Origin of the sequence: Pectobacterium odoriferum (genome assembly GCF_009931295.1) — a bacterium.
Lineage (GTDB): Bacteria > Pseudomonadota > Gammaproteobacteria > Enterobacterales > Enterobacteriaceae > Pectobacterium > Pectobacterium odoriferum.
Genome location: NZ_CP034938.1, coordinates 2249498 through 2272332 on the forward strand (window position 1 = coordinate 2249498; position 22835 = coordinate 2272332).

Below are 22835 nucleotides of genomic sequence, written 5' to 3' on the forward strand. Positions count from 1 at the left end.
ACCTGATTCTCGGCGTTTACCGAGAGCAGTCACGACATAATGATAGATTATTCCACTGGGAACCGCGCTGAAGATGAAACCGATTGACCAGATAAACAGCTGGATGCAGGAAGCCTTACGCCCTTATTTCGGGCTAGAACCGTTATCGTCTGAATGGGATATTATCACCGTGCGTGACGGCTATTTTATCTGCTTCGATGGCGACACGGTCCGTAAGCGCATTACCGCCACCGAGTTAAACTATCAGGAAGAAGATGTCATTATTCACACGCGCGAACGTGACGTTATTCTGCCCAGAACCGCGCGCGGTAAAGAAAAGAAGCTGACGTATACCAGCGTTTCCAGCGTGATGGCCGATGGCATTGTGTTTTCTGCGGGCGTCAGAACGCTGAATTCGGGAAGCTACGGTTATATCAACGCCAGCAATTACCGTAACTCAATCCGGCTACCGCTACCGGAATGCCGTCATTTGACTACTAAAGAAGAGATTGTCGACTGGCTGCGATCTTATCGTGACCGATTACCAGCTGATTATGCGAACAAGCTGGAACGGTTGATGAGTGCGAAAAACCAGCAGCATAAAACGGTTCCGGGCGATATCTTTCGGGTCGAAATAGATTTGCATACCGATGGCTATGTCCTGGTGATTGGCAACCTGCGCCAGATGCAAAAAGACGAACTTTTTGCAGAACATAGCATCTGGAATGATGTGATGACGATGCCGTTATTTGTTCGGCCTTACCTTTTCAGCACGACTGAGCGTAATCCACCGCTGTCGGAGATCGTGGCATTGCCGTTGTCAGAAAAATGCTGGATTGTCATGGATAATGCTTTCCTGCGCGGTAATTACGAGTATGTGGGATCAAAAGTGTTGTCGGAAGAAGACATTCTGTTTCCTGTTGGCTATGGCCCCAACATCAGCACAAAGAGAAGCGACTACCGTCTGTCCTGGGGGCCCAGTTCGATCGTGAAAGCCAGTCAAGATACAGTTTTTAAAGCTGGGCGTAACTATATGAACAATGGGGCTTATAGCAGCGTGTCAGCCGAGTCCTTCGCTGATAAAGGTTTCCCTGACTACGATAAAACGTTGCACAAACCGGAACATCGTGAAGCGTGGGAACAGGCATTGGCAGAGTTTGGCTTTCCACCCGATACGACCTACGATGCCTTCGCCCAGCGTACTGGCGGGCTGACACGTGCAGCTTACCTGACGTATATCGCCAACAATAAAGTGTACCAGCGTAAGGCGCGAGTGAAGAAAAAAGAGACGAAATAGCGTCAGAGATTTTATTGGATGGGCCTTAGCGCAAAGCCCGTCCGCCATCAACACCCAGTGTTTTCCCCGTGACGTAACGGCTGCTGAGCAGGTAATCCACCAGCTGGACAATTTCTTCTTCACCGGGGGCAATTTTCATCAATGACTTTTCCAGCGCCTGCTGACGATAGGATTCGTCATCCTTTTCATTAAACAGGATTAGACTGGGGGCGATCGCGTTGACTTTCACCTCGGGTGCCAGTTTGCGGGCAAACGACCGCGTCATGTTATCCAGCGCCGCTTTGCTGGCGGCATAGGCAATGTGCTTGTCGCTGCCTTTTTCTACCACGTAATCTGTCAGATGAACGATATCCGCGCCAGCAACGCCTTGCCCACGCAGGCAAGACTCCAATAACTGGTTGAGTAAATAGGGTGTATAGACATGAATTTGCAGCATATCGGCCAGTGTTTGCTCTGGCGGCGTGGTGGGGCTTTCAGGCTCCCAGCGGCTGGCGTTGTGAATAATGGCACGGAGCCGCGGCGTGAGCGACTGGATTTGCTTTGCAAACGCATAGATATTTTCCGTGGTGGAAAAATCGGCGGCCAGACAAACGGCACCATCTTGCTGTAGCGTCTCCAGTTCAGGATAAGGCGTGCGATAGCTGATGATGACTGGAATCGACTGAGCCAGAAACGAACGCGCCAGCGCCAGCCCAATACGCCGTGCGCCGCCGGTAATTAATACGGGAGCAGAAGAAAAAGTTGTCACAATTAGGTCTCCTCAACACGCTGGTCAAAAGGGGGCGAAGCGTGACAATATACCTGAATTAACCACTATACAATTTACGGTTTTATACCCGTCAGGGTAGTGCGCAGCAAACCACTGGCGAAGAGGAGAAAAGGGAATATGGAAAAGTCCCCTGAGTCACTAAGTTCCAGTGAGCCACTCTGTCTGGACTACACGGATTATTTAGCGGCACTGTGCAACAAACGTTGGCGTTTCGTGGATGCAATGTATGGTGTGATGCCGATTTTTGGCATGGTAACTAAGATGGCACCGGCTCGGCAGAGTGCGCCGAAAGAGCGGCTGAAGGGACTGGCGCTACAGGTGCTTTCTACGCAGGTGAGTGACGAGACCAATATCATCAGGCTGATTACGCTAGCACGTCAGCAAGGTCTTACCACGTTTGATATCCAACTGCCTTACTCACTGACAAACGAGCAACTGAACGTCATTAGCAGCGAATGTGATGCAGCGCTGGATTTAACGCTGCGGGACGAGCGCCTGTCCGTCCGATTCAACATGCCAGCCGTGCAGCATTAGCACGGCGTGGCCTGCACGCTATTTCTATTCTGTTTCCGTTACGCTGAACGCACCGTCGTCGCCTCAATCGCCTGCGCTAATGAACCGTAGAAGCTGAGCCGTCCTTCAATCGGATGAACCTTCGCCCGCGCCAGCGTTTTTAGCGGCTGGAAGGGAATGTCGGTGATGATGAGTTGTTTGCCCTCGGGCAGCGTGTCGCTAAAACGCAGGAACGCATTGAGTCCGCCTGCATCCAGTACCGGCACTGCATCCCACTGTAGGATGATATTTTGGTAGCCTTCGCTGCGCACGGTCAGATCGTTGAAGATGCGCTCCGCCGCGGCGAAAAACAGCGGGCCGTTAACGCGCAGCACCAAATGATCCGGGATTTGGGTGTCAGGTAGTTCGCTCAGTCGGGTCATCTGCGCGATGCGGCGCATAAATAACAACGACGCCAGCACGATGCCGACGGTAATCGCGATCACCATATCGAACAACACAGTCAGCGACATACAAAGCAGCATCACGATAATGTCGTCTTTCGGCCCGTGGCGCAGCAAATCCACTACTTTGTGCGCTTCACTCATGTTCCAGGCGACGATCAGCAACAGCGACGCCATTGCCGCCAGCGGCAGATAAGACAGCCACGGCGCCAGTATCAGCAACGCCAGTAACACCAGCAGCGCATGAATCACTGCGGAGATCGGCGAGTTTGCTCCTGCACGCACGTTGGCGGCGGAGCGGGCAATCGCTGCGGTCGCGGTAATGCCGCCAAAGAACGGTGCGATGATGTTACCGAAGCCCTGACCCATCAGTTCTGCATTAGAATTGTGTTTTTTGCCCGTCATCCCGTCCAGCACGACGGCGCACAACAGCGACTCAATTGCCCCCAGCATCGCCATCGAGAACGCCGCAGGCAGCAGAGCGGAAATGCTTTGCCAATCCAGCGTCATCGTCTTTCCATCCGGCGACGGAATATCCCACGGCAGAATGAGCTGCGGCAGGATAGGCGGAATTCCTTGCCCCTGCGAACCGTCCGCCAGCATATAGCTGAACCGGGAACCGATTGTGGCCACATTTTCACCAAGCAGCGACATGATCCCCATTACCGCGACACCTGCCAGCAGCGCAGGCAAGTGCCCGGGCAAGCGAATACCGAGTCTGGGCCAGACGATGAGAACCAAAAGCGTCGTTGCGCCAATCAGCGTATCAGCAAGATGCAGGGTCGGCAGCGATTGCGCCAGCGCCGACACTTTTTCGACATAATGCTCGGGGACTACTGCCATCTGCAAGCCGAAAAAATCCTTGATTTGCATGGTACCGATGGTGATAGCGATCCCGGAGGTGAACCCTAGCGTCACCGAAAGCGGAATATATTCAATCAGACGGCCAAAGCGGCAGAGCCCCATCAGCAGCAGAAAGACGCCAGACAGCAAGGTGGCAACCAGCAGACCGGATAGCCCGAACTGTTGCGATACCGGATACAAAATAACGACGAAGGCAGCCGTCGGGCCTGAGACGCTGTAGCGTGAGCCGCCGCTGACGGCGATGACAATCCCGGCAATGGCAGAGGTATACAGCCCGTACTGCGGAGGAACGCCGCTGGCAATGGCCAGTGCCATCGCCAGCGGTATAGCGATGATGCCGACAGTAATGCCAGCGATAATGTCGTGGGTAAAACGTTGCAGCGTATATTTTTCGCGCCAGCACGCATCGATCAGCGCGCTGAACGGCCTGACGCCGTTAATTCCGTGCGTTTTCATCTAAGCAGAAACCAAAGTAAGGAAGCAAATCAACATGGCGGGCCTGCCGGTCCGTCGACGACAGCCTTACGATACGCCGGACGCGCTCAGAAGATCCAGATATACATCAAGAGAAGTGAAGTCTGGTGAGACCGACGCGGTGAAAACCGCGTCGGCAGGGGAATTACAGCGTGATGGTGATCAGATAGGCGGCAAAGAGCGCCAGGTGCGCGCTGCCGCTCAACACGTTAGTTCTACCCGTGGAGAATGTAATGTGGCACAGCACCAGTACCGACAGCATCACGACGATGTGTGGCATATCCAGACCGAAGTTCAGCGTGCGGCCAGTCAACATGGCGATGATCGTGACGGTAGGAACCGTCAGTGAAATGGTTGCCAGCACGGAACCGAAAAACAGGTTCATGGCCCGCTGCACCTGATTTTTCAGAACAGCGCGAATCGCTCCCAGCCCTTCAGGAGAGAGGATTAACAGCGCGACCAGGAAGCCCGTAAACTGCGTCGGCGCGTTCATTTCGGTCAGCAGTGTTTCCAGCGGCATTGAGTTCATCTTGGTCACCGCGATAACGGCAATCAGGTGAACCAGAAGCCAGCCAGTGTGCCACAGTGAACTGTGCGCAGACGGTTTACCATGGTGCGGATCGTCGCCTTCGTCTTCATGCTCATAGACAAACAGGCTTTGGTGCGTGCGGGTTTGGATCAACAAAAAAACACCGTACATCGCCGCGGAAATAGCGGCAACAATTAGCGATTGACCGACGCTAAAGTTACCGTCAGGCAAGGCGCTGGGGAAAACCAGCACAATCACGGCTAATGGGAAAATCGCCATTAGATACTGTTTGATACCGCTCAGGTTTACATATTGTGTGGCAAACTTACGGCCACCGAGCAAAAGTGCAAACCCCACCAGACCGCCAGTGACAATCACAATGATGGAATAGAGGGTGTCACGCATCAGGTCTGGCCCAGCGTCACCGGTTGCCATCAGCGCCGAAATCAGGCTGACTTCAAGAATCACGACAGACAAGCTGAGGATCAGTGAACCGTAGGGTTCACCCAGGCGATGTGCAAGTACGTCAGCATGACGTACTACGCTAAACGCGCTGAAAAGTATTCCGGCTAGCGCGAGGGCGTTGATACCAAGAATCGCGACAAAATTTTGTGAGTTGCCCCACATATAGAGTACGGCTAGCGCAATAACAGGAAAAATGAGTGAGTATTCATGATGGCGCGTTTTGACCACCTCAGCATGAGACTTCATTGCGGGAGTTCTCCTTATCCAGAGGAATAATACGGCAAAATATCCCCGTCATACTTCAAGTCAGCGCACTGACAACTCGAGTTATTTAGGGCATAAAGCAGTTTATTGAGGTCATGAACCCCTTTATTAATGCATAAACCATTTATTAAAGACGTAGAACAACAATAAACAGCAAAAGGTTACTAAAAAGTAGTTATAACGTAATAAAACGAACAATATGATAACAGATTGTCGTGGTGATGCGTTTTTTTTTACGGATTTTTACGCTTTGAGCTTAAATTTGAATGAAAAGGGAGAATCTGCATGTCTTCTCCCTATCATGATAATATCAAATGTTTTTTTTGTGGTTATTCATCAGGATTGTCCATGATATCGTGGCGTTTATGATGGTAATCCTCTTCATTTAACCCTTCTCGCCAGTAAGGTACCGCATATAACTGATTTCGTTCACACCCACGTTCGCGACGCACGTGGCGACGAAGCTGAACCACGATACGATCCTCACCCGCTAACCAGTAAAATGCATTTTCAGCCGTCGGCAGTGCCTGGAAATGCTGCAATAGCGTGGCGGTCGCGTCTGTTCCACCGACAATCCAGTGCAACTGAAGCTGCGCTGGTTTAGCGATATCAAGTTTATCAGCCTCGCTGTCGACACGGATGACAGCATGCCCTTGTGCGTCATCAGGCAGGTTCTCCAGCAGCGCCATGAGCGCAGGGAATGATGACGGATCAGCAGCCAGATAATAAGCGGCCGCTGGCGGCAACATCGGGAACGGGCCGCCGGGTTGCGAAATACCAACCCAATCGCCGGGTTGGGCATGACGGGCAAAACTGACGGCAGGCCCAGCATGTTCATGCAGCGCGAAAACCATATCCAGCTCTGCATCTTCTGGGCGTAACGCGCGAACGCTATAGGTGCGAACGATGGGGCGGGCTTCGCCTTCTGGCCAGATTGGGCCGCGTTCACCGATTGTAGGCAGAGCAGGCTTTTGCTGTCCAGCCTGAGGCAGAAAGAGCTTGATGTGCGCGCCATACCGCTCGGCGGGATAATCGCGCAGCGCGTCGTGATGGAACGTAATGCAGCGTAAATGAGGGGAAATATTGTGGATCTGTTTAACCTGAACTAAAACAGGCTGACGCGGCGTTGCCATTCAGTGTCTCCGTGGATAGTCGATTCCAAATTAAGGATGATAATAACATGAGATGATAATTATTATCATTTGATGTCTGCCCGTCATTATTCTTGTCGTCGCGGATACTTTTTATTGATGCCGAGAGCTTTCACGTCAAGCATACGGCTTTCGTCAGGTTCCTGACGTCAAAAAAATGAGGTTTGTATCAGGAATACGTCAAGTCTAGCGGTGAGTTGCCGATTAGTTGATATACCCGTCATACTTCAAGTTGCATGTGCGTTGGCTGCGCTTAGTCACCCGAATCACTTACCTGAGTAAGCTCATCGGGATGCCTTCTCTTGCCGCCTGCCTGAAACTCGAATTATTTAGGGTACAAAAGCTGAATCTTGTGTGACTGAAACATTATCACGAACTTTTTCAGTTTTTGTGACTAGTATCAAACTTGATCGCAAAGCCATAAATGAATAACCTCAGGGTTGATAGTGTTGTAAAATTAAGCAGATGAAGCAGTTAGGTTTTTACACGCAGGGCGAGAGTCGGTCTGATGAGCAGCAAAAGAGTAAGGTTGGGGAGAGTAAGTAGTGTTAACACGCGATTTTTTGCAGAAAGCAGATTGTAGAACGTCTTTTGGTTGTATTGAAGAAACCTTGCTGCTCACCCCGCAACAGCGGGCTGATTCGCTAGATAGGACGCTGGCGCTCCGGCCAAATAGTTGTCCTGTCTGGGTATTTGGCTACGGCTCGCTCATGTGGAATCCGGTTTTTGACGCCGAAGAAACCTGTCTGGCCACGTTGACGGGGTGGCAGCGTGCTTTTTGTCTGCGCCTTACCATCGGTCGCGGTACGGTAACGCAGCCGGGGCGGATGCTAGCGCTGAAGCCCGGTGGGCAAACGACGGGGCTGGCTTTTCGCTTGCCGGAAATCTCATTGCGTGAAGACCTGGAGCTGTTGTGGAAGCGTGAAATGCTGACGGGCTGCTATCGTCCGCTCTGGTGCGAACTGCATCGCAAGAACGGTGCACCGCTGACAGCGCTGGTGTTTGTTTCCGAACCGGAACATCCCCTCAACGAAAATGATACCTGCATTCAGAGCGTTGCACCGCTGATTGCGTGCGCGAGCGGTCCGCTCGGCACCAATGCGCAATATCTGTTTGCACTTGAGCAAGAGCTGAAGAATCACGGAACGGAAGATGAAAGCGTGAGCGAACTGGCGCAGCGGGTGCGAATCCTGCAACAGTCATGTTCTGCGGCAGCAGGGAGTTGCTAATAGTGACAGCGGTGAGCGGGAACATTGAGGTGAACGACGAGATCGCCGTTCACCTTGAGGCAATGTGAAGCAACTGACTTACCAGCCGACGCCAACGCCCATGGTGTACAGCGTGTCGTCAACATTCCCTTGATTACTTTCGATACGGGTACGTGACACTTTCATGCTCATCGAAGACCAGTCGGTCAGCTTGAAGCGCAGGCCTGCATCCGCTTTCAGATAGATTGGCGCAGTGCCATCAAATGAACGACCCAATTCACCGTTGGTGAAGGCTTCAACCGATTTGCTGAATAGGTAGCGGTTGTACGCCCACTTAATCGCACCGGAGTAGAAGTCATCATCGCCCTGATCGCGGTAGACGAAGGTTTGGGAGTTGACCAGCGACGTCAGTGAGAACGCGCCTAAATCGTTATCCCAGAACTGATAACCGGGACCGAGACCGAAAGAGCGGTTGATTTTAATGCTTTCAATCCAGTCGCGTTTGTACTGATAACGACCCTGCCAGAACCAGTTCTCATCCACGAACTTATCCAGTGCATATTCGCCAGCCGCATTTTTGGTGCTCTCGACTTTATCCTCTTTTGCCAAATGGTAGCTGGCATCAAGGTTGTGTCGCCACGTATCGTGACGCGCTTTGGTGTTCAGCGTCACATCGTAGTTGTCGGTTTCTGTCGAGCTTTTCTTGTGCGACATACCGGCGTCAATATTGCCTTTCCAGGCGAAATCGGTCACCAGCGGCTTCTGCGCGACGATGGACGTGATTTCGGAAAGCGGCAATGTTTGCGGGCCAGCGGCTTCGTTAGCCAGCGACGGGTTCGCGACGATGGCGCGGTTTTCGCCTGCTTTGATCGTCGGATACAGTACGCCTTTTTCGTAGCGTTCGCCTTGAATCACCAGACCATGGTCGGATTCAAAGGTTTTCACCTTGTCCCAGGCAACAGAAATAGAGCCTGCATAGTCGGTGTTGATAAAGAGTTTACCGCCGTCAAGCAGCGTGATTTTCCCTGTGAGCTGGTCGCCATTGGTCAGCCAAATGGTGTCAGCGCGGCTCTGTGTAATACCAGCAGAGAGGGCGATAACCAGGCTGAGGGAAGAGAGTGCGTGTTTGGATAGTGTCATTATTGCCAAGTAAACCGTGGTGACAGGTATTGAGATGTCCGTCAAAGACGTACAGCCGATGATAACGAACCGGTTTAGTCCGGAACGGCAAACATTAACAGGAATCGTAGTGATGCTCTACCCGAAAACGAAAATTGATTAGAATGTAAATAGTTATAAAAGTTGCTATTGATGATTAACAGCTATAACGCGATATCTGTCACGTTTTTGGGTCGGAGGGGAGAGAATTGATCGTATGGGAGATGATGCTCTCTGGCCCAGCCTGTTTCAGGCCAGAGAGCGTGTGCGATAGATGACGCTATGCGGTGCGTTGCGTGCGGGACGTGCTGTTGTTGCCAAGGAAACGTGCGGTCAAGAACGTCCTTACGCGGAACACGATCCGTTCCTGGAAGAGAACACAGAGCGTCACGGTGCTGAGCAGGAAAATGATATAGCCCGTCATGGAGAGCTGCACCTGACCTGCTGCGGCAATACACTGATCCCAATCGCTGAAGCAGGCCATCGGGTTACCGCGCACCAGTTGTTCCAACGTGCGGAACAGATTGAAAAGTGGAACATGCAGCGCAAAGATGGAGAGCGAAGCTGCACCCAGCCGCGGCGACCAATGCCGCAGCCATTCGCTGTTAGGCTCACGTGCTAACGCACTGAGGCAAACCAGACCAACCTGAGCCGGCAGGAGCAAACCGTTGTGTAGCAGGAAGTACCAATAAGCCTCACCTTTTGTGAACAACCAAGTGGCGACAAGGAAATTGACACCAATAAAGAAGGCGATCGCGTAGCATTGGCCTTTGGTCAGCGGTGAGCGATCTTTCTGACGGTAATGACGGAATAGTGCATAGCCCAAAATCCCAGCCAGAAACTCAGGCAGACGGAAAATCGGTCCACGCTGTAATAGTCCGGTGTACGGCATGCCGAACTGTTGTTGCCAAATCACCCAAATCGGCGGCAACAGATACAGCAAGCAAACTATCCCCATCCACAGCCACGGATGGCGACTGTTCAACAGACGCGGGGCTAACAGCGGGAATGCCAGATAGAAAAAGAACAGTGTGGAAAGCGACCATAACGGGGCATTGAAGGTCAGGAAGTAAGGATTCCATGCCTGCAACATCAGTACCTGCAATACCCCGTTGAACGCCAACTGCACATTCGTCATGTAATGGCGCAGCGTTTCGGGATCGGCTGTAGGATCGTTGGTGTCATAAATGACGAAGCGCGCGCTGGCGACTTGTCCTTCCGGCGGCACGGCCAGCCACTGCATCAGGGTGACAACGGCAATCGAAGACAGCAGGGCAATGATATGGATGGGATAAAGATTAAAGAAGCGTTTGGCCCAGAACTGGCGAACAGGTTCACGCAGACGTCCGTCCTTGATGTAAACATGCGCTAGCAAAAAGCCAGACAGGACAAAGAACGTGCTGGTCGCGAAGAACCCCATGCTGGTGAGTTCGCTCAAAAAAGGAATGCGCTCACGCTGGGGGTAAACGTGGACGGTGTGATAAATCATCACATAGCAGCCGAGCAAAAATCGTAACCATTCCAGGCCGATAAATCGCTCCTTATTAACCTTCTTCATGTTGTTCCTCAACGTTAGCTCGATGTAAAAGCCGAAAAATGCGATTACGGACTAGTTTAGACGAGAGCAACGTCACATTAATTAGGATAATGGCTATAAATGCCGGTGCCGTTTAGCAACCGTTTAGATTGTGCGGGGCGTTGGTGGTATTTCCAACAATTATTTTCATCAACGCTGTTTTCATTAACTACGGCGACATCCTCGCTCACGCGAGGATAATCTCGTACGGAAGGGCGCCAGAGCGCCTGATCCGTACCGCTGACAATCGCGGTATCTTGTGACGATGGGATTAAATGACTTTTTCTTGTAATACCCAGACGGCCGCTTCAACCCGTGATTTTAGCTTCATTTTTTTCAACAGGTGTTTGACGTGAACCTTAACGGTACTTTCAGTAATCGTGAGCTTGCGGGCAATCACTTTATTGGATAATCCCTGAGCCAGCAGCTTCAGGATATCGCGTTCGCGTGGCGTGAGCAGTTGAATATCTCGGTCGCTGCTGTGGCGGCTTTCGCGCAGGCTGGCGGCCAGAATCGGCGTCAACGTTTCACTTAGCACCATTTTCCCTGATGCCGCCTGATGCAGCGCGGCCAATAAATCTTCCGGCTCCATATCTTTCAGCAGGTAGCCGTCGGCCCCGTTTTTTAATGCATTGACTACATCGTCTTCATGGTTGGATACGCTAAAGACGACAATGCGGCCAGATAACGATTTTTCCCGCAGGCGATTCAGTGTTTCCAGGCCATTCATGCCTGGCATATTCAAATCGAGCAGAATCAAATCTGGGTCCAACTGCTCCGCTAACTCGACACCCTGTTCGCCGTGACTGGCTTCACCTGCCACCTGTAATTCTGGGTCCATGCTGATGAGTTGCTTAACACCATTCCGCAACATGGGATGGTCATCAATCAGCAGTAGGGTGGCGGCATCTTCGTTAATCATGAATTTCTCCTGTTAATGGCAGCCGGTGACGGTATTCGGAGAGGAAGTTGACATTGACTTCAGTGCCCCCGACGGCCGGCGTCGAACAATGCATTCGCCGTGCAAACCCCGTGCACGGTCACGCATGATAATAAGTCCATAGTGGTTGGCGCGACTGGCATCATCAGGGATACCGATGCCGTTGTCGGCTACGCTGAGTTCGATGTAACCCTGACGTAGCTGTAGCGTGATATCGACCTGTGTGGCCTGCGCGTGTTTATAAATATTGCTCAGCGCTTCACGCACAATTTGCAGAACGTGAATACCTTGATGAGCGGAGACCGACTGCGGCGGTAGGCGGTAATGTAATTCGATGGGATAACCCAGTCGCTTGCCGAATTCATCGACCGATGCCCGCAGCGCGGCAAGTAAGCCGGATTCCGACAGCTTCAGCCGGAACGTCGTCAGCAGCTCACGCAGTTGGCGATAGGCGGTGTTCAGCTCTTCCCGCATTTCCGTCAGCAACTGCTGTGATGCGGGTGGCAAATTGCCGCCCTGCATTTGCAGGCAACTCACCTGAATTTTCAGGCAGGAGAGGGACTGGGCAATAGAGTCGTGCAGTTCGCGGGCAATCGTGGCGCGTTCTTCCATCAGCATCAGTTGTTGTTGATGGTTGGATTGACGCTCCAGCGCCAGCGTGCTAGTCAACTGTTCCAATAAGGTATTCAGTAACTGATTCTGATCGCGGCTCAGCACGGCGTTGCCCGGCAGCGTGGCTAACACGACGCCATATTGCCCGTGCTTGTCGTGCAGGTCCCAACAGTGAGGCTCGCCCGGTAGTTCTTCCCGTTTTTCCTGCATACCGCAGCTCTGGCAGCTGTTATCTGGGCAGTGATCCGGCGGTGACGGACTGTAATCACTAATCTGGTGAAACTGTTCCTGATTATTATCTTCATACAGCCGTAGTTGAATATTACGCAGCGGAGTTAGTGACTGCAGTTCGTTCAGGATCGGCATCAGTCGGCTACACAGCGGTGCCCCAGTATGCAGGCGTCGGCTGGCGCGATAAAGGAAAGAAAGCAGATCGTTTTTCTGTTGCAGGTCGGCCGTTTTCTCGGCGACGCGCAGTTCCAGGCTGTGGTACATGGCGGAAAGTTCATCCGACATGCTGTTCAGCACTTGTCCCAGCGTGCTCATTTCATCATGACCGTTGATGGTAACGCGCTGGGTGAAATCGCCGTGGCCAATAGCCTGCGCCATCGAAACCAAATGCCGCCACGGTGTCAGCAGGCGGCGACGCAGGTAAAAGAACGTGGTGGCCAGCAGAATAAACATGATGCCGATGAAGATACGCTGCACCAACGTGACCATCATCAGCCGCTGTTCGGTTTTATGATCGATGGCGGAAACCAGATCGTCGAGCTGTTTCACGAAGCGGGCGACATCTGCTGAGGCATCCGCGGAGTGGGTTGCCTGCCGCAAATGCGGTTGCAGATTCTCCAGCCAGAAAACGCGCAGTTCAGTGAATTGTTCACTGAGCCCTTCCCGACGTACTGCTTGCTGTAGGTCGCTGCTGATTTCGTCTTCTTCCAGTTCTTGCAGGTAAATTTCATTCTCGGCAGAGAGTGGCACCATCGAGAGCAGGCGGTAACTCTGCATGCGCAGCGAGCCCGCTTTATTAATGGCGTGCGCGTTCCCTTGAATGCTTTGAGACATCCAACTGGAAACCGACATACCTGCAATACCCAGCAAACCGAGTAGCAGCATCAATAAGGCAACCTGATTGACGAGCGACAGCGGCAGCAGGAAACGTTTCAACATAATAAAGCGACCTCTGCTGGAGGAGTAGAAAACCAGTACCGAGAAGGATAACCCTTTTGGCATTTTTCCCGATCCTACATGATAACCCCATACCCACTAGTGAGTACCACCGAATATCCATGCCTTGAAAGGGGATATGACAGTAAGAAAAAATAGAGATATAACAGCTTGAATTATCGTTGCTTATTTTTCTATTTTTATTACTCATTAAGGAGTGTGGTTATTTTTACTCGGTTTTTTTACCTGACAGTGCGTTGATTTGCATCAACTTTACCTGCGGTGTAATCCCTAATGTTGCGCCTTAATTCTACCGCGTTTTTATTTATCGAGGTTTTTATGACGCAGCCTTCATCACCCGAAAAAGTATCGCAAAGCACGCTGATAAGGGAATGGAATCCTGAAGATACAAAATTCTGGCAATCTGGCGGACAACGGATAGCACAGCGTAATCTTTGGATCTCTGTACCGTGCCTGCTGTTGTCGTTTTGTGTCTGGATGATTTTCAGTACCGTAGCCGTTAACCTAAACAAGGTCGGATTTAGTTTTACCACAGACCAGTTATTTTTGCTTACTGCGCTGCCTTCCGTCTCCGGTGCGCTGTTACGCGTTCCTTACTCCTTTGTGATCCCCATGGTTGGCGGTCGCCGTTGGACGACATTAAGTACCATCATTCTGGTGATCCCGTGTATTTGGCTCGGGTTTGCCGTACAAAACCCGCAAACGCCGTACAGCGTTTTCGTCACAATTTCTCTGCTGTGTGGTTTCGCGGGTGCTAACTTCGCGTCCAGCATGGCGAACATCAGCTTTTTCTTCCCTAAATCACGTCAGGGTAGTGCGTTAGGTATTAACGGCGGATTGGGTAACCTCGGCGTGAGCGTGATGCAACTGCTGGTGCCCGTGGTGATTTTCCTGCCGATTCTGGGATTCTCCGGCAATGGCGTTGTGCAACCTGATGGCAACCAGATCTGGCTGCATCATGCCGCCTGGATGTGGGTACCGTTCCTGGTGATTGCCGCAACCGCTGCCTGGTTTGGTATGAACGATCTGTCGACTGCCAATGCATCAATACGCAAGCAGTTGCCGGTTTTGAAGCAAATGCACCTGTGGGTACTCAGCTTCCTGTATCTGTCCACATTTGGCTCATTTATCGGTTTTTCAGCAGGCTTCGGCATGCTGTCCAGAACGCAGTTCCCAGACATCGTGATTCTGTACTACGCGTTCTTTGGGCCACTGTTGGGGGCGCTGGCACGTCCGGTTGGCGGAATGCTGTCTGACCGCTTTGGCGGTGTAAAAGTGACGCTGATTAACTTCATCCTGATGACGATTTTCTCGGTGCTGTTGTTCCTGTCTCTGCCGAGTGCGAACTCTGCGGGTTCATTCGGGATGTTCTTTGGCATTTTCATGATGCTGTTCCTGACGGCCGGTCTGGGTAGCGGGTCCACATTCCAGATGATCGCCGTGATTTTCCGAAAATTAACGGCAGATCGCGTGAAAACACAGGGTGGAAGCGATGCGGATGCGCAGCGTGCGGCCGCCACGGATACCGCAGCAGCGCTGGGCTTTATCTCAGCCATTGGCGCTATCGGCGGCTTCTTCATTCCTCAGGCTTTTGGGATATCGCTTGAGTTAACGGGTTCACCCACCGGTGCGATGAAGGTGTTTGTGGTGTGCTACGTGGTGTGCGTATTGGTGACCTGGCTGTTCTACGCCAGAAAGCAACGCTAAGCGTTGAGTTGACTTGCTTCATTCCTCCCAACTGCCTCCTAGCTACATTTTTATGCCGGCTAAGAGGCGGTTTCGTGCGCTATTAACACTGTTATTTTCATGCTACTCCGTAGCGTGCGCCCGACAAAGAGCGCTCAATTGCCGCGCTCCTTGACCTCTGGCTTGTTGGCGCTAATTGTGTCGCTACGCGATACCTTCGGCGTTCGTGACTGCTATTCGGGCCACCCGTGACGCGTTCCCGACGCGGCACGGATTTTCGCCGCTTCCATGCGGCTCACCCGGCAGTCACGCTCACCTCAGCACAATTCTTACGCCGGAAAAAATAAGGACAGAACATTCTGTGATCTTGGGGCTTATCCCCATACTAAAACGTCCATATGTCATCTCTCTTGTTCGAGCAATTTTTCGTCGCCTCCTGACTACTACCTCTAAATAGTCGTGTGTATGAATTCAGTATAAGCACAAAACAAATGGTTTTATTTTTATCCTTTAAAATCATTTAATTACGTGATTTTTTCGTGATAATTCTTTGGTGGTAGTTGGCGGTGTACTCCGTTTTTCACAGGGTGACACTCTTGATCGTTATCAAGTTTGACGACGCGGTTGCTGGATACCCTAGCGCCAATTTGAGCGATGTGTCGTAAGCAAAAACAGATGTCTGCTACGAGCATTTCATAACGACAGGGGCCAGCAGGCTTCGCAGCAGGAGAGTCCGGATGAGCAAATTCCTTGACCGGTTACGTTACTTCAAACAACTGGCTGAACCGTTTTCTGATGGTCATGGCCAGACCCTCAATACCAATCGTGACTGGGAAGACGGCTATCGCAGTCGCTGGCAGCATGACAAAATCGTACGTTCTACCCACGGGGTAAACTGTACCGGTTCATGTAGCTGGAAGATTTATGTGAAAAACGGTCTGGTGACGTGGGAAACGCAGCAGACTGACTACCCGCGTACCCGCCCGGACCTGCCTAACCATGAACCTCGCGGCTGCCCGCGCGGTGCCAGCTACTCCTGGTATCTTTACAGCGCTAACCGCCTGAAATACCCGATGATGCGTAAGCGCCTGATGAAGCTGTGGCGTGAAGCGAAACTGACGCACAGCGATCCGGTTGATGCCTGGGCGTCCATCGTCAATGACCCCGAAAAAACCCAATACTACAAACAAATTCGTGGCCGTGGTGGGTTCGTTCGTTCTGACTGGAACGAAGTTAACGAGCTGATCGCTGCCTCTAACGTTTACACCGCCAAAACCTATGGCCCAGACCGCGTTATCGGTTTCTCACCGATTCCTGCAATGTCGATGGTGTCCTACGCAGCGGGTGCGCGTTACCTCTCTCTGCTCGGTGGCGTGTGCCTGAGCTTCTATGACTGGTACTGTGACTTGCCACCGGCGTCACCCATGACCTGGGGCGAGCAGACTGACGTACCGGAATCGGCAGACTGGTATAACTCCTCTTACATCATTGCCTGGGGCTCTAACGTTCCACAAACCCGTACGCCGGATGCCCACTTCTTTACGGAAGTTCGCTACAAAGGCACCAAAACCGTTGCGGTCACGCCGGACTATGCTGAAATCGCCAAGCTGTGCGACCACTGGCTGAACCCGAAACAAGGTACCGACAGCGCGATGGCGCTGGCAATGGGCCACGTTATTCTGAAAGAGTTCCACCTCGACAAACCGAGCCAGTATTTCAGCGAGTACGTTCGTCAATACACGGACTTACCGATGCTGGTGCTGCTGGAACCGCGTGAAGATGGCTACTACGCGGCGGGTCGTATGCTGCGTGCTTCCGATCTGGTGGACAACCTCGGCCAAGACAACAATCCGCAGTGGAAAACCATCGCGATTGACGATGAAAGCGGCAACCTGACGGCACCGCAAGGGTCAATCGGCTACCGCTGGGGCGATCAGGGCAAATGGAACCTGGAACAGCGTGACGGCGTGAGCGGCGAAGAAGTGAAGCTACGCTTGAGCCTGCTGGGGTCGCACGACGCTGTGGTTGATGTCGGCTTCCCGTATTTTGGCGGCGCGGTCAGCGAACATTTCAACAACGTTGCGCTAGAAGAAATCCTGCTGCACAAACTGCCAGTTAAGCGCCTGACGCTGGCTGACGGTAGCGAAGCGCTGGTTGCCTGCGTGTATGACCTGACAATGGCGAACTACGGCCTGGATCGTGGTCTGGGCGACGACAACTGCGCGCGCGATTACGACGATGTGAAAGCGTACAGCCCAGCCTGGGCTGAGAAAATTACTGGCGTTTCTCGTCAGAACATCATCCGCATTGCGCGTGAATTTGCGGATAACGCCGATAAAACGCACGGTCGTTCCATGATCATCGTCGGTGCCGGTATCAACCACTGGTATCACATGGACATGAACTACCGCGGCATCATCAACATGCTGGTCTTCTGCGGCTGTGTCGGTCAGAGCGGTGGCGGTTGGGCGCACTACGTCGGACAAGAAAAACTGCGTCCGCAAACCGGTTGGACGCCGCTGGCGTTTGGTCTGGACTGGCAGCGCCCGCCTCGTCACATGAACAGTACGTCGTTCTTCTATAACCATTCCAGCCAGTGGCGTTATGAAACCGTCGCGCCGCAGGAATTGCTGTCACCGCTGGCGGATAAATCCCGCTTTACTGGCAGCATGATTGACTTCAACGTGCGTGCCGAACGTATGGGCTGGCTGCCATCTGCACCGCAGTTGAACGTTAACCCGCTGGATATCGCAGAAAAAGCGCGTGCCGCCGGTGTCACGCCGCAGGAATATACCGTTGCTGCGTTGAAATCAGGCGAAATCAAATTTGCCGCTGAACAGCCGGATAGTCCACAAAACTACCCGCGTAACCTGTTCATCTGGCGTTCTAACCTGCTGGGTTCCTCCGGTAAAGGCCACGAATACATGCTGAAGTACCTGCTGGGTACGGAGCACGGCATTCAAGGGCAAGATCTGGGCACGGCGGGCAGCGTGAAGCCGGAAGAAGTGGAATGGCGCGATCAAGGCGTTGAAGGCAAACTGGATCTGGTGGTGACGCTTGATTTCCGTATGTCCAGTACCTGTCTGTATTCCGACATCGTCCTGCCAACGGCAACCTGGTACGAAAAAGACGACATGAATACCTCGGATATGCATCCGTTTATTCACCCGTTGTCTGCGGCTGTCGATCCGGCGTGGGATTCCAAAAGCGACTGGGAAATCTACAAAGGTATCGCGAAAACCTTCTCCCGCGTCTGTCAGGGACACCTTGGTCAGGAAACCGATCTGGTTACCTTGCCAATCCAACACGATTCCCCAGCAGAAATGGCGCAGCCGTTCGGCGTGGATGACTGGAAAAAAGGCGAATGCGATCTGATTCCGGGCAAAACTGCACCCCACCTGATGATGGTGGAGCGCGATTACCCGAACCTGTACGAGCGTTTCACCTCGCTTGGTCCGTTGATGGACAAGCTGGGTAACGGCGGTAAAGGCATCGGTTGGAACACACAGACCGAAGTCGATTTCCTCAAAAAACTGAACTACACCAAGACTGACGGTGCGGCGGCAGGTCGTCCGAAGATTGAAACGGCGATCGATGCGGCAGAAGTGATTCTGTCTCTGGCCCCAGAAACCAATGGTCAGGTGGCTGTGAAAGCGTGGGAAGCGCTGAGCAAATTCACCGGTCGTGACCACGCGCATCTGGCACTGAATAAAGAAGACGAGAAAATTCGTTTCCGCGATATTCAGGCACAGCCGCGCAAGATCATCTCCAGCCCGACCTGGTCTGGTTTGGAAGACGAACACGTTTCCTATAACGCCTGTTATACCAACGTTCACGAGTTGATTCCGTGGCGTACGCTGTCCGGCCGCCAACAGCTGTATCAAGATCATGAATGGATGCGTGCCTTCGGTGAAAGCCTGCTGGTATACCGTCCGCCGGTCGATACCCGTGCTGCTGCACCGGTGATGAACCAGAAACCTAACGGTAACCCGGAAAAAGCGTTGAACTTCCTGACGCCGCACCAAAAATGGGGCATTCACTCCACGTACAGCGACAACCTGTTGATGCTAACGCTGGGTCGCGGTGGCCCGATTATCTGGCTGAGCGAAGACGATGCCAGTGATTTGGGTATTGAGGATAACGACTGGATAGAAGCGTTCAACGCCAACGGTGCGCTGACGGCGCGTGCGGTTGTCAGCCAGCGTGTACCTGCGGGAATGACCATGATGTACCACGCGCAGGAACGCATTATTAACCTGCCGGGATCGGAAATTACCCAGCAGCGCGGCGGTATTCACAACTCGGTAACCCGTATCACGCCGAAACCGACCCATATGATCGGCGGCTATGCCCAATTGGCTTATGGCTTTAACTACTACGGCACCGTCGGGTCAAACCGTGATGAGTTCGTCGTGGTTCGTAAAATGAAACGCATCGACTGGCTGGATGATGAAGGCCAGGACTATGTACAGAAAGCGGTACAGCAGGAGAAAGCCTGATGAAAATTCGTTCACAAGTGGGCATGGTGCTGAATCTGGACAAATGCATTGGCTGTCACACCTGCTCCGTTAGCTGTAAAAACGTCTGGACCAGCCGTGAAGGGATGGAATACGCCTGGTTCAACAACGTCGAAACCAAACCGGGCGTGGGCTATCCCCATGCCTGGGAAGATCAGGAAAAATGGAAGGGCGGCTGGATCCGTAAAATCAGCGGCAAGCTCGAACCGCGTATGGGTAACCGCATCAGTGTGTTGTCCAAAATCTTCGCTAACCCAGATGTACCGGAAATCGACGACTACTATGAGCCGTTCGACTACGACTATCAGAACCTGCGTAAAGCGCCGGAAGGCAAGCATCAGCCTGTCGCCCGTCCGCGCTCGCTGATTACCGGTCAGCGGATGAAGAAAATCGAGAACGGCCCGAACTGGGAAGACGATCTGGGCGGCGAATTCAGCAAACGCTCCAAGGATAAGAACTTCGATCCTGTCCATTTCAATGATGTGCAGAAAGAGATGTACGGCCAGTTCGAAAACACGTTCATGATGTATTTGCCGCGTCTGTGCGAGCACTGCCTGAACCCCGCGTGTGTGGCGACCTGTCCGAGCGGCGCGATCTACAAACGCGGCGAAGACGGCATCGTCCTGATCGATCAGGACAAGTGTCGCGGCTGGCGTATGTGCTTGACCGGTTGCCCGTACAAGAAAATCTACTTCAACTGGAAGAGCGGCAAATCAGAAAAATGTATTTTCTGCTACCCGCGTATCGAAAGTGGTCAACCGACGCTCTGCTCAGAAACCTGCGTCGGACGTATCCGCTATCTGGGCGTGTTGCTCTATGATGCAGACCGCATCGAGCAAGCGGCCTCTGTGGAAAACGAGAAAGATCTGTACCAGAGCCAACTGGATGTGTTCCTTGACCCGCACGACCCGAAAGTCATTGAACAAGCCCTGAAAGATGGCATTCCAAACAGCGTCATTGAAGCGGCACAGCAGTCGCCGGTGTACAAAATGGCGATGGACTGGAAGCTGGCGCTGCCGCTGCACCCAGAATACCGCACGCTGCCGATGGTGTGGTACGTGCCGCCGTTGTCACCGATTCAGTCTGCCGCGGATGCGGGTCAATTGGCGCACACTGGCGTATTGCCGGACGTCGAAAGCCTGCGTATCCCGGTGCAATATCTGGCGAACCTGCTGACCGCAGGCGATACCGAGCCCGTATTGCTGGCGCTGAAACGTATGCTGGCGATGCGTCACTACAAACGTGCAGAAACCGTAGAAGGCAAAATCGACACCAGCGCGCTGGAGCAGGTTGGGCTGACTGAAGCGCAGGCGCAGGAAATGTACCGCTATCTGGCGATTGCGAACTACGAAGACCGTTTCGTGATTCCATCAAGCCATCGTGAACTGGCGCGTGAAGCCTTTCCTGAAAGCAAAGGCTGCGGTTTCAGCTTTGGCGATGGTTGCCACGGTAGCGATACCAAATTCAACCTGTTCAACAGTAAGCGTATTGATGCCATTGATGTCAGCAGTAAAACGCGTGACATGAACAGCAAAATCATGCGGGAGACGAACCATGATTAGCCTGCGGATTATTGCTCGCCTGCTGGACTATCCCGATAGCGAGCTGTGGGAAAACCGGGCTGAGCTGATCGAAGCGGTAGAGCAGGCTGATGCTTTACCGCTGCGTGAGAGTCATCAGCTCATGCAGTTCATTAATACGCTGTGCGCGCAGGATCTGTTGGACAAACAGGCGGAGTATAGCGGCCTGTTTGACCGCGGTCGGGCGACCTCGCTGCTGCTGTTTGAGCACGTTCACGGTGAGTCTCGCGACCGTGGTCAGGCGATGGTCGATCTCATGCAGCAGTATCAGGATGCCGGTCTGGCGCTGGATTGCCGTGAGCTGCCGGACTACCTGCCGCTGTATCTTGAGTACCTTTCTCGTCTGGAGCCCGCGCAGAGTCGCGCGGGTTTACTCGACATCGCGCCGATTTTGGCGTTGATTGGTGCGCGTTTGCAGCAGCGTGACAGCAGCTATGCCGCGCTGTTTGATCTGCTATTGGCGTTGTCCGGTAGCGACCTGAAAAGTGACGATGTCACACATCAGGTCGCTGACGAAGCGCGTGACGACACGCCGCAGGCGCTGGATGCCGTGTGGGAAGAGGAACAGGTTAAGTTCCTCGGCGAAGAAGGCTGCGCATCGGCCCAACAAACGCAACACCAACGCCGCTTCGCTGGCGCGGTGGTGCCGCAATATCTGAATCTTGACGCGACATCGGCGGGAGGGCAACGCTAATGAGTGCAATCACGAATTATTTTAATGTGTTCTTTTTTGACATCTATCCTTACCTGGCGATGGCGATTTTCCTGATTGGCAGTTGGCTACGTTATGACTACGGCCAGTACAGCTGGCGCGCAGGTTCGAGCCAAATGCTGGATAAGAAAGGGATGCGTCTGGCGTCTAACCTGTTTCATCTGGGGATTCTGGGCGTATTCGCCGGGCACTTCCTCGGTATGTTGACGCCGCACTGGATGTACGAAGCCTTCCTGCCGATGGATGTAAAACAGAAAATGGCGATGTTCGGCGGTGGTGCGGCAGGTCTGCTGACGTTTGTCGGTGGTGTGCTGCTGTTAAAACGCCGTCTGACCAACCCACGCATTCGTGCCACGTCCAGCGTTGGCGACATTCTTATTCTGTCTCTGCTGGTGATTCAGGCGGGTTTGGGTCTGCTGACCATCCCGTTCTCTGCACAGCATATGGACGGCAGTGAAATGCTGAAGCTGGTCGGTTGGGCGCAGAGCGTGGCGTTCTTCCAGGGGGGAGCATCTGAGCATCTGGCGGGTGTCGCGCTGATCTTCAAGCTGCACATCGTGTTGGGTCTGACGCTGTTCGTTCTGTTCCCGTTCTGCCGTCTGGTTCACATCTGGAGCGCACCGGTCGAGTATCTGACGCGTCGCTACCAGTTAGTGCGTAACCGTCGCTAAGTATGATAGAAAATAAGGCTTGCTGATGAAGTACGTGAAGCGGGGATAATGGATAGATCGTAAAGACGCTGCAAGTACCTCCCTGTAAGCTCGAGCCGCGCCATCCCTGGCGCGGACGCTTTACTCTTCTATTCCATTACCCCGTTTTCGTTTTACAAATAGATCAGTCATCAATTTAAAACAGCGGCGTTATTATAACGCTGCTGTTTTAATCGTTTCCTTTTCATCTTTCCCCGCCA

Annotated in this window: 15 protein-coding genes and 1 pseudogene; 8 read left to right on the forward strand and 8 right to left on the reverse strand. The window is 52.8% G+C overall.

What is annotated here, in order from left to right; genetic code table 11:
• Positions 1-73 precede the first annotated feature (73 nt).
• A complete protein-coding gene (locus EO763_RS10015; protein ID WP_161528848.1) occupies positions 74-1276 on the forward strand; it encodes an immunity 26/phosphotriesterase HocA family protein in 1203 nt (400 codons plus the stop codon).
• A 25-nt stretch (positions 1277-1301) separates the two neighbouring features.
• On the opposite strand, the gene folM is transcribed toward EO763_RS10015, so the two are convergent.
• The gene (folM, locus tag EO763_RS10020) at positions 1302-2024 is read right to left on the reverse strand and encodes a dihydromonapterin reductase (RefSeq protein ID WP_161528849.1); all 723 of its coding nucleotides are present in this window, start codon (positions 2022-2024) and stop codon (positions 1302-1304) included.
• A gap of 138 nt (positions 2025-2162) precedes the next feature.
• Here folM and EO763_RS10025 point away from each other — a divergent pair, with 138 nt between their 5' ends.
• Positions 2163-2579, forward strand: a complete 417-nt coding sequence (locus EO763_RS10025) for a hypothetical protein (RefSeq protein ID WP_161528850.1) — start codon at positions 2163-2165, stop codon at positions 2577-2579.
• 38 nt (positions 2580-2617) lie between these two features.
• On the opposite strand, the gene dauA is transcribed toward EO763_RS10025, so the two are convergent.
• The 3 genes from dauA to EO763_RS10040 form a co-directional block, all read right to left on the reverse strand.
• Entirely contained in the window at positions 2618-4321 is a 1704-nt protein-coding gene (gene dauA, locus EO763_RS10030) for a C4-dicarboxylic acid transporter DauA (protein WP_161528851.1), read from the reverse strand.
• 163 nt (positions 4322-4484) lie between these two features.
• Entirely contained in the window at positions 4485-5579 is a 1095-nt protein-coding gene (gene chaA, locus EO763_RS10035) for a sodium-potassium/proton antiporter ChaA (protein ID WP_039489267.1), read from the reverse strand.
• Between the two features lie 347 nt (positions 5580-5926).
• A complete protein-coding gene (locus EO763_RS10040) occupies positions 5927-6730 on the reverse strand; it encodes a siderophore-interacting protein (protein WP_161528852.1) in 804 nt (267 codons plus the stop codon).
• 563 nt (positions 6731-7293) lie between these two features.
• Here EO763_RS10040 and EO763_RS10045 point away from each other — a divergent pair.
• Positions 7294-7977, forward strand: coding sequence for a gamma-glutamylcyclotransferase (locus EO763_RS10045; RefSeq protein WP_161528853.1), 684 nt, complete (start codon positions 7294-7296; stop codon positions 7975-7977).
• 78 nt (positions 7978-8055) lie between these two features.
• Here EO763_RS10045 and EO763_RS10050 read toward each other — a convergent pair whose 3' ends face one another.
• The 4 genes and pseudogenes from EO763_RS10050 to narX form a co-directional block, all read right to left on the reverse strand.
• Positions 8056-9096, reverse strand: coding sequence for a DUF481 domain-containing protein (locus tag EO763_RS10050; RefSeq protein ID WP_039489270.1), 1041 nt, complete (start codon positions 9094-9096; stop codon positions 8056-8058).
• Between the two features lie 298 nt (positions 9097-9394).
• Positions 9395-10672 (reverse strand): acyltransferase family protein, encoded by a 1278-nt coding sequence (locus EO763_RS10055; RefSeq protein ID WP_039489272.1) that lies wholly within the window; start codon positions 10670-10672, stop codon positions 9395-9397.
• 289 nt (positions 10673-10961) lie between these two features.
• Entirely contained in the window at positions 10962-11612 is a 651-nt protein-coding gene (gene narL, locus EO763_RS10060; RefSeq protein WP_011093590.1) for a two-component system response regulator NarL, read from the reverse strand.
• Positions 11605-13412: pseudogene (gene narX / locus EO763_RS10065) on the reverse strand (nitrate/nitrite two-component system sensor histidine kinase NarX). Before narX ends, narL begins: the two are co-directional and overlap by 8 nt.
• A gap of 336 nt (positions 13413-13748) precedes the next feature.
• On the opposite strand from narX, the gene EO763_RS10070 reads away from it, so the two are divergent.
• The 5 genes from EO763_RS10070 to narI all read left to right on the forward strand — a co-directional run bounded on the left by EO763_RS10070 (position 13749) and on the right by narI (position 22596).
• The gene (locus EO763_RS10070) at positions 13749-15137 is read left to right on the forward strand and encodes a NarK family nitrate/nitrite MFS transporter (RefSeq protein ID WP_103164813.1); all 1389 of its coding nucleotides are present in this window, start codon (positions 13749-13751) and stop codon (positions 15135-15137) included.
• 716 nt (positions 15138-15853) lie between these two features.
• Positions 15854-19615, forward strand: coding sequence for a nitrate reductase subunit alpha (locus EO763_RS10075; RefSeq protein WP_103159823.1), 3762 nt, complete (start codon positions 15854-15856; stop codon positions 19613-19615).
• A complete protein-coding gene (narH, locus tag EO763_RS10080; protein WP_103860562.1) occupies positions 19615-21195 on the forward strand; it encodes a nitrate reductase subunit beta in 1581 nt (526 codons plus the stop codon). Before EO763_RS10075 ends, narH begins: the two co-directional genes overlap by 1 nt.
• Entirely contained in the window at positions 21188-21907 is a 720-nt protein-coding gene (gene narJ, locus EO763_RS10085) for a nitrate reductase molybdenum cofactor assembly chaperone (protein ID WP_039489277.1), read from the forward strand. The genes narH and narJ overlap by 8 nt, the downstream gene beginning before the upstream one ends.
• Positions 21907-22596, forward strand: coding sequence for a respiratory nitrate reductase subunit gamma (gene narI, locus EO763_RS10090; protein ID WP_010276906.1), 690 nt, complete (start codon positions 21907-21909; stop codon positions 22594-22596). Before narJ ends, narI begins: the two co-directional genes overlap by 1 nt.
• The last annotated feature ends 239 nt before the right edge of the window (positions 22597-22835 follow it).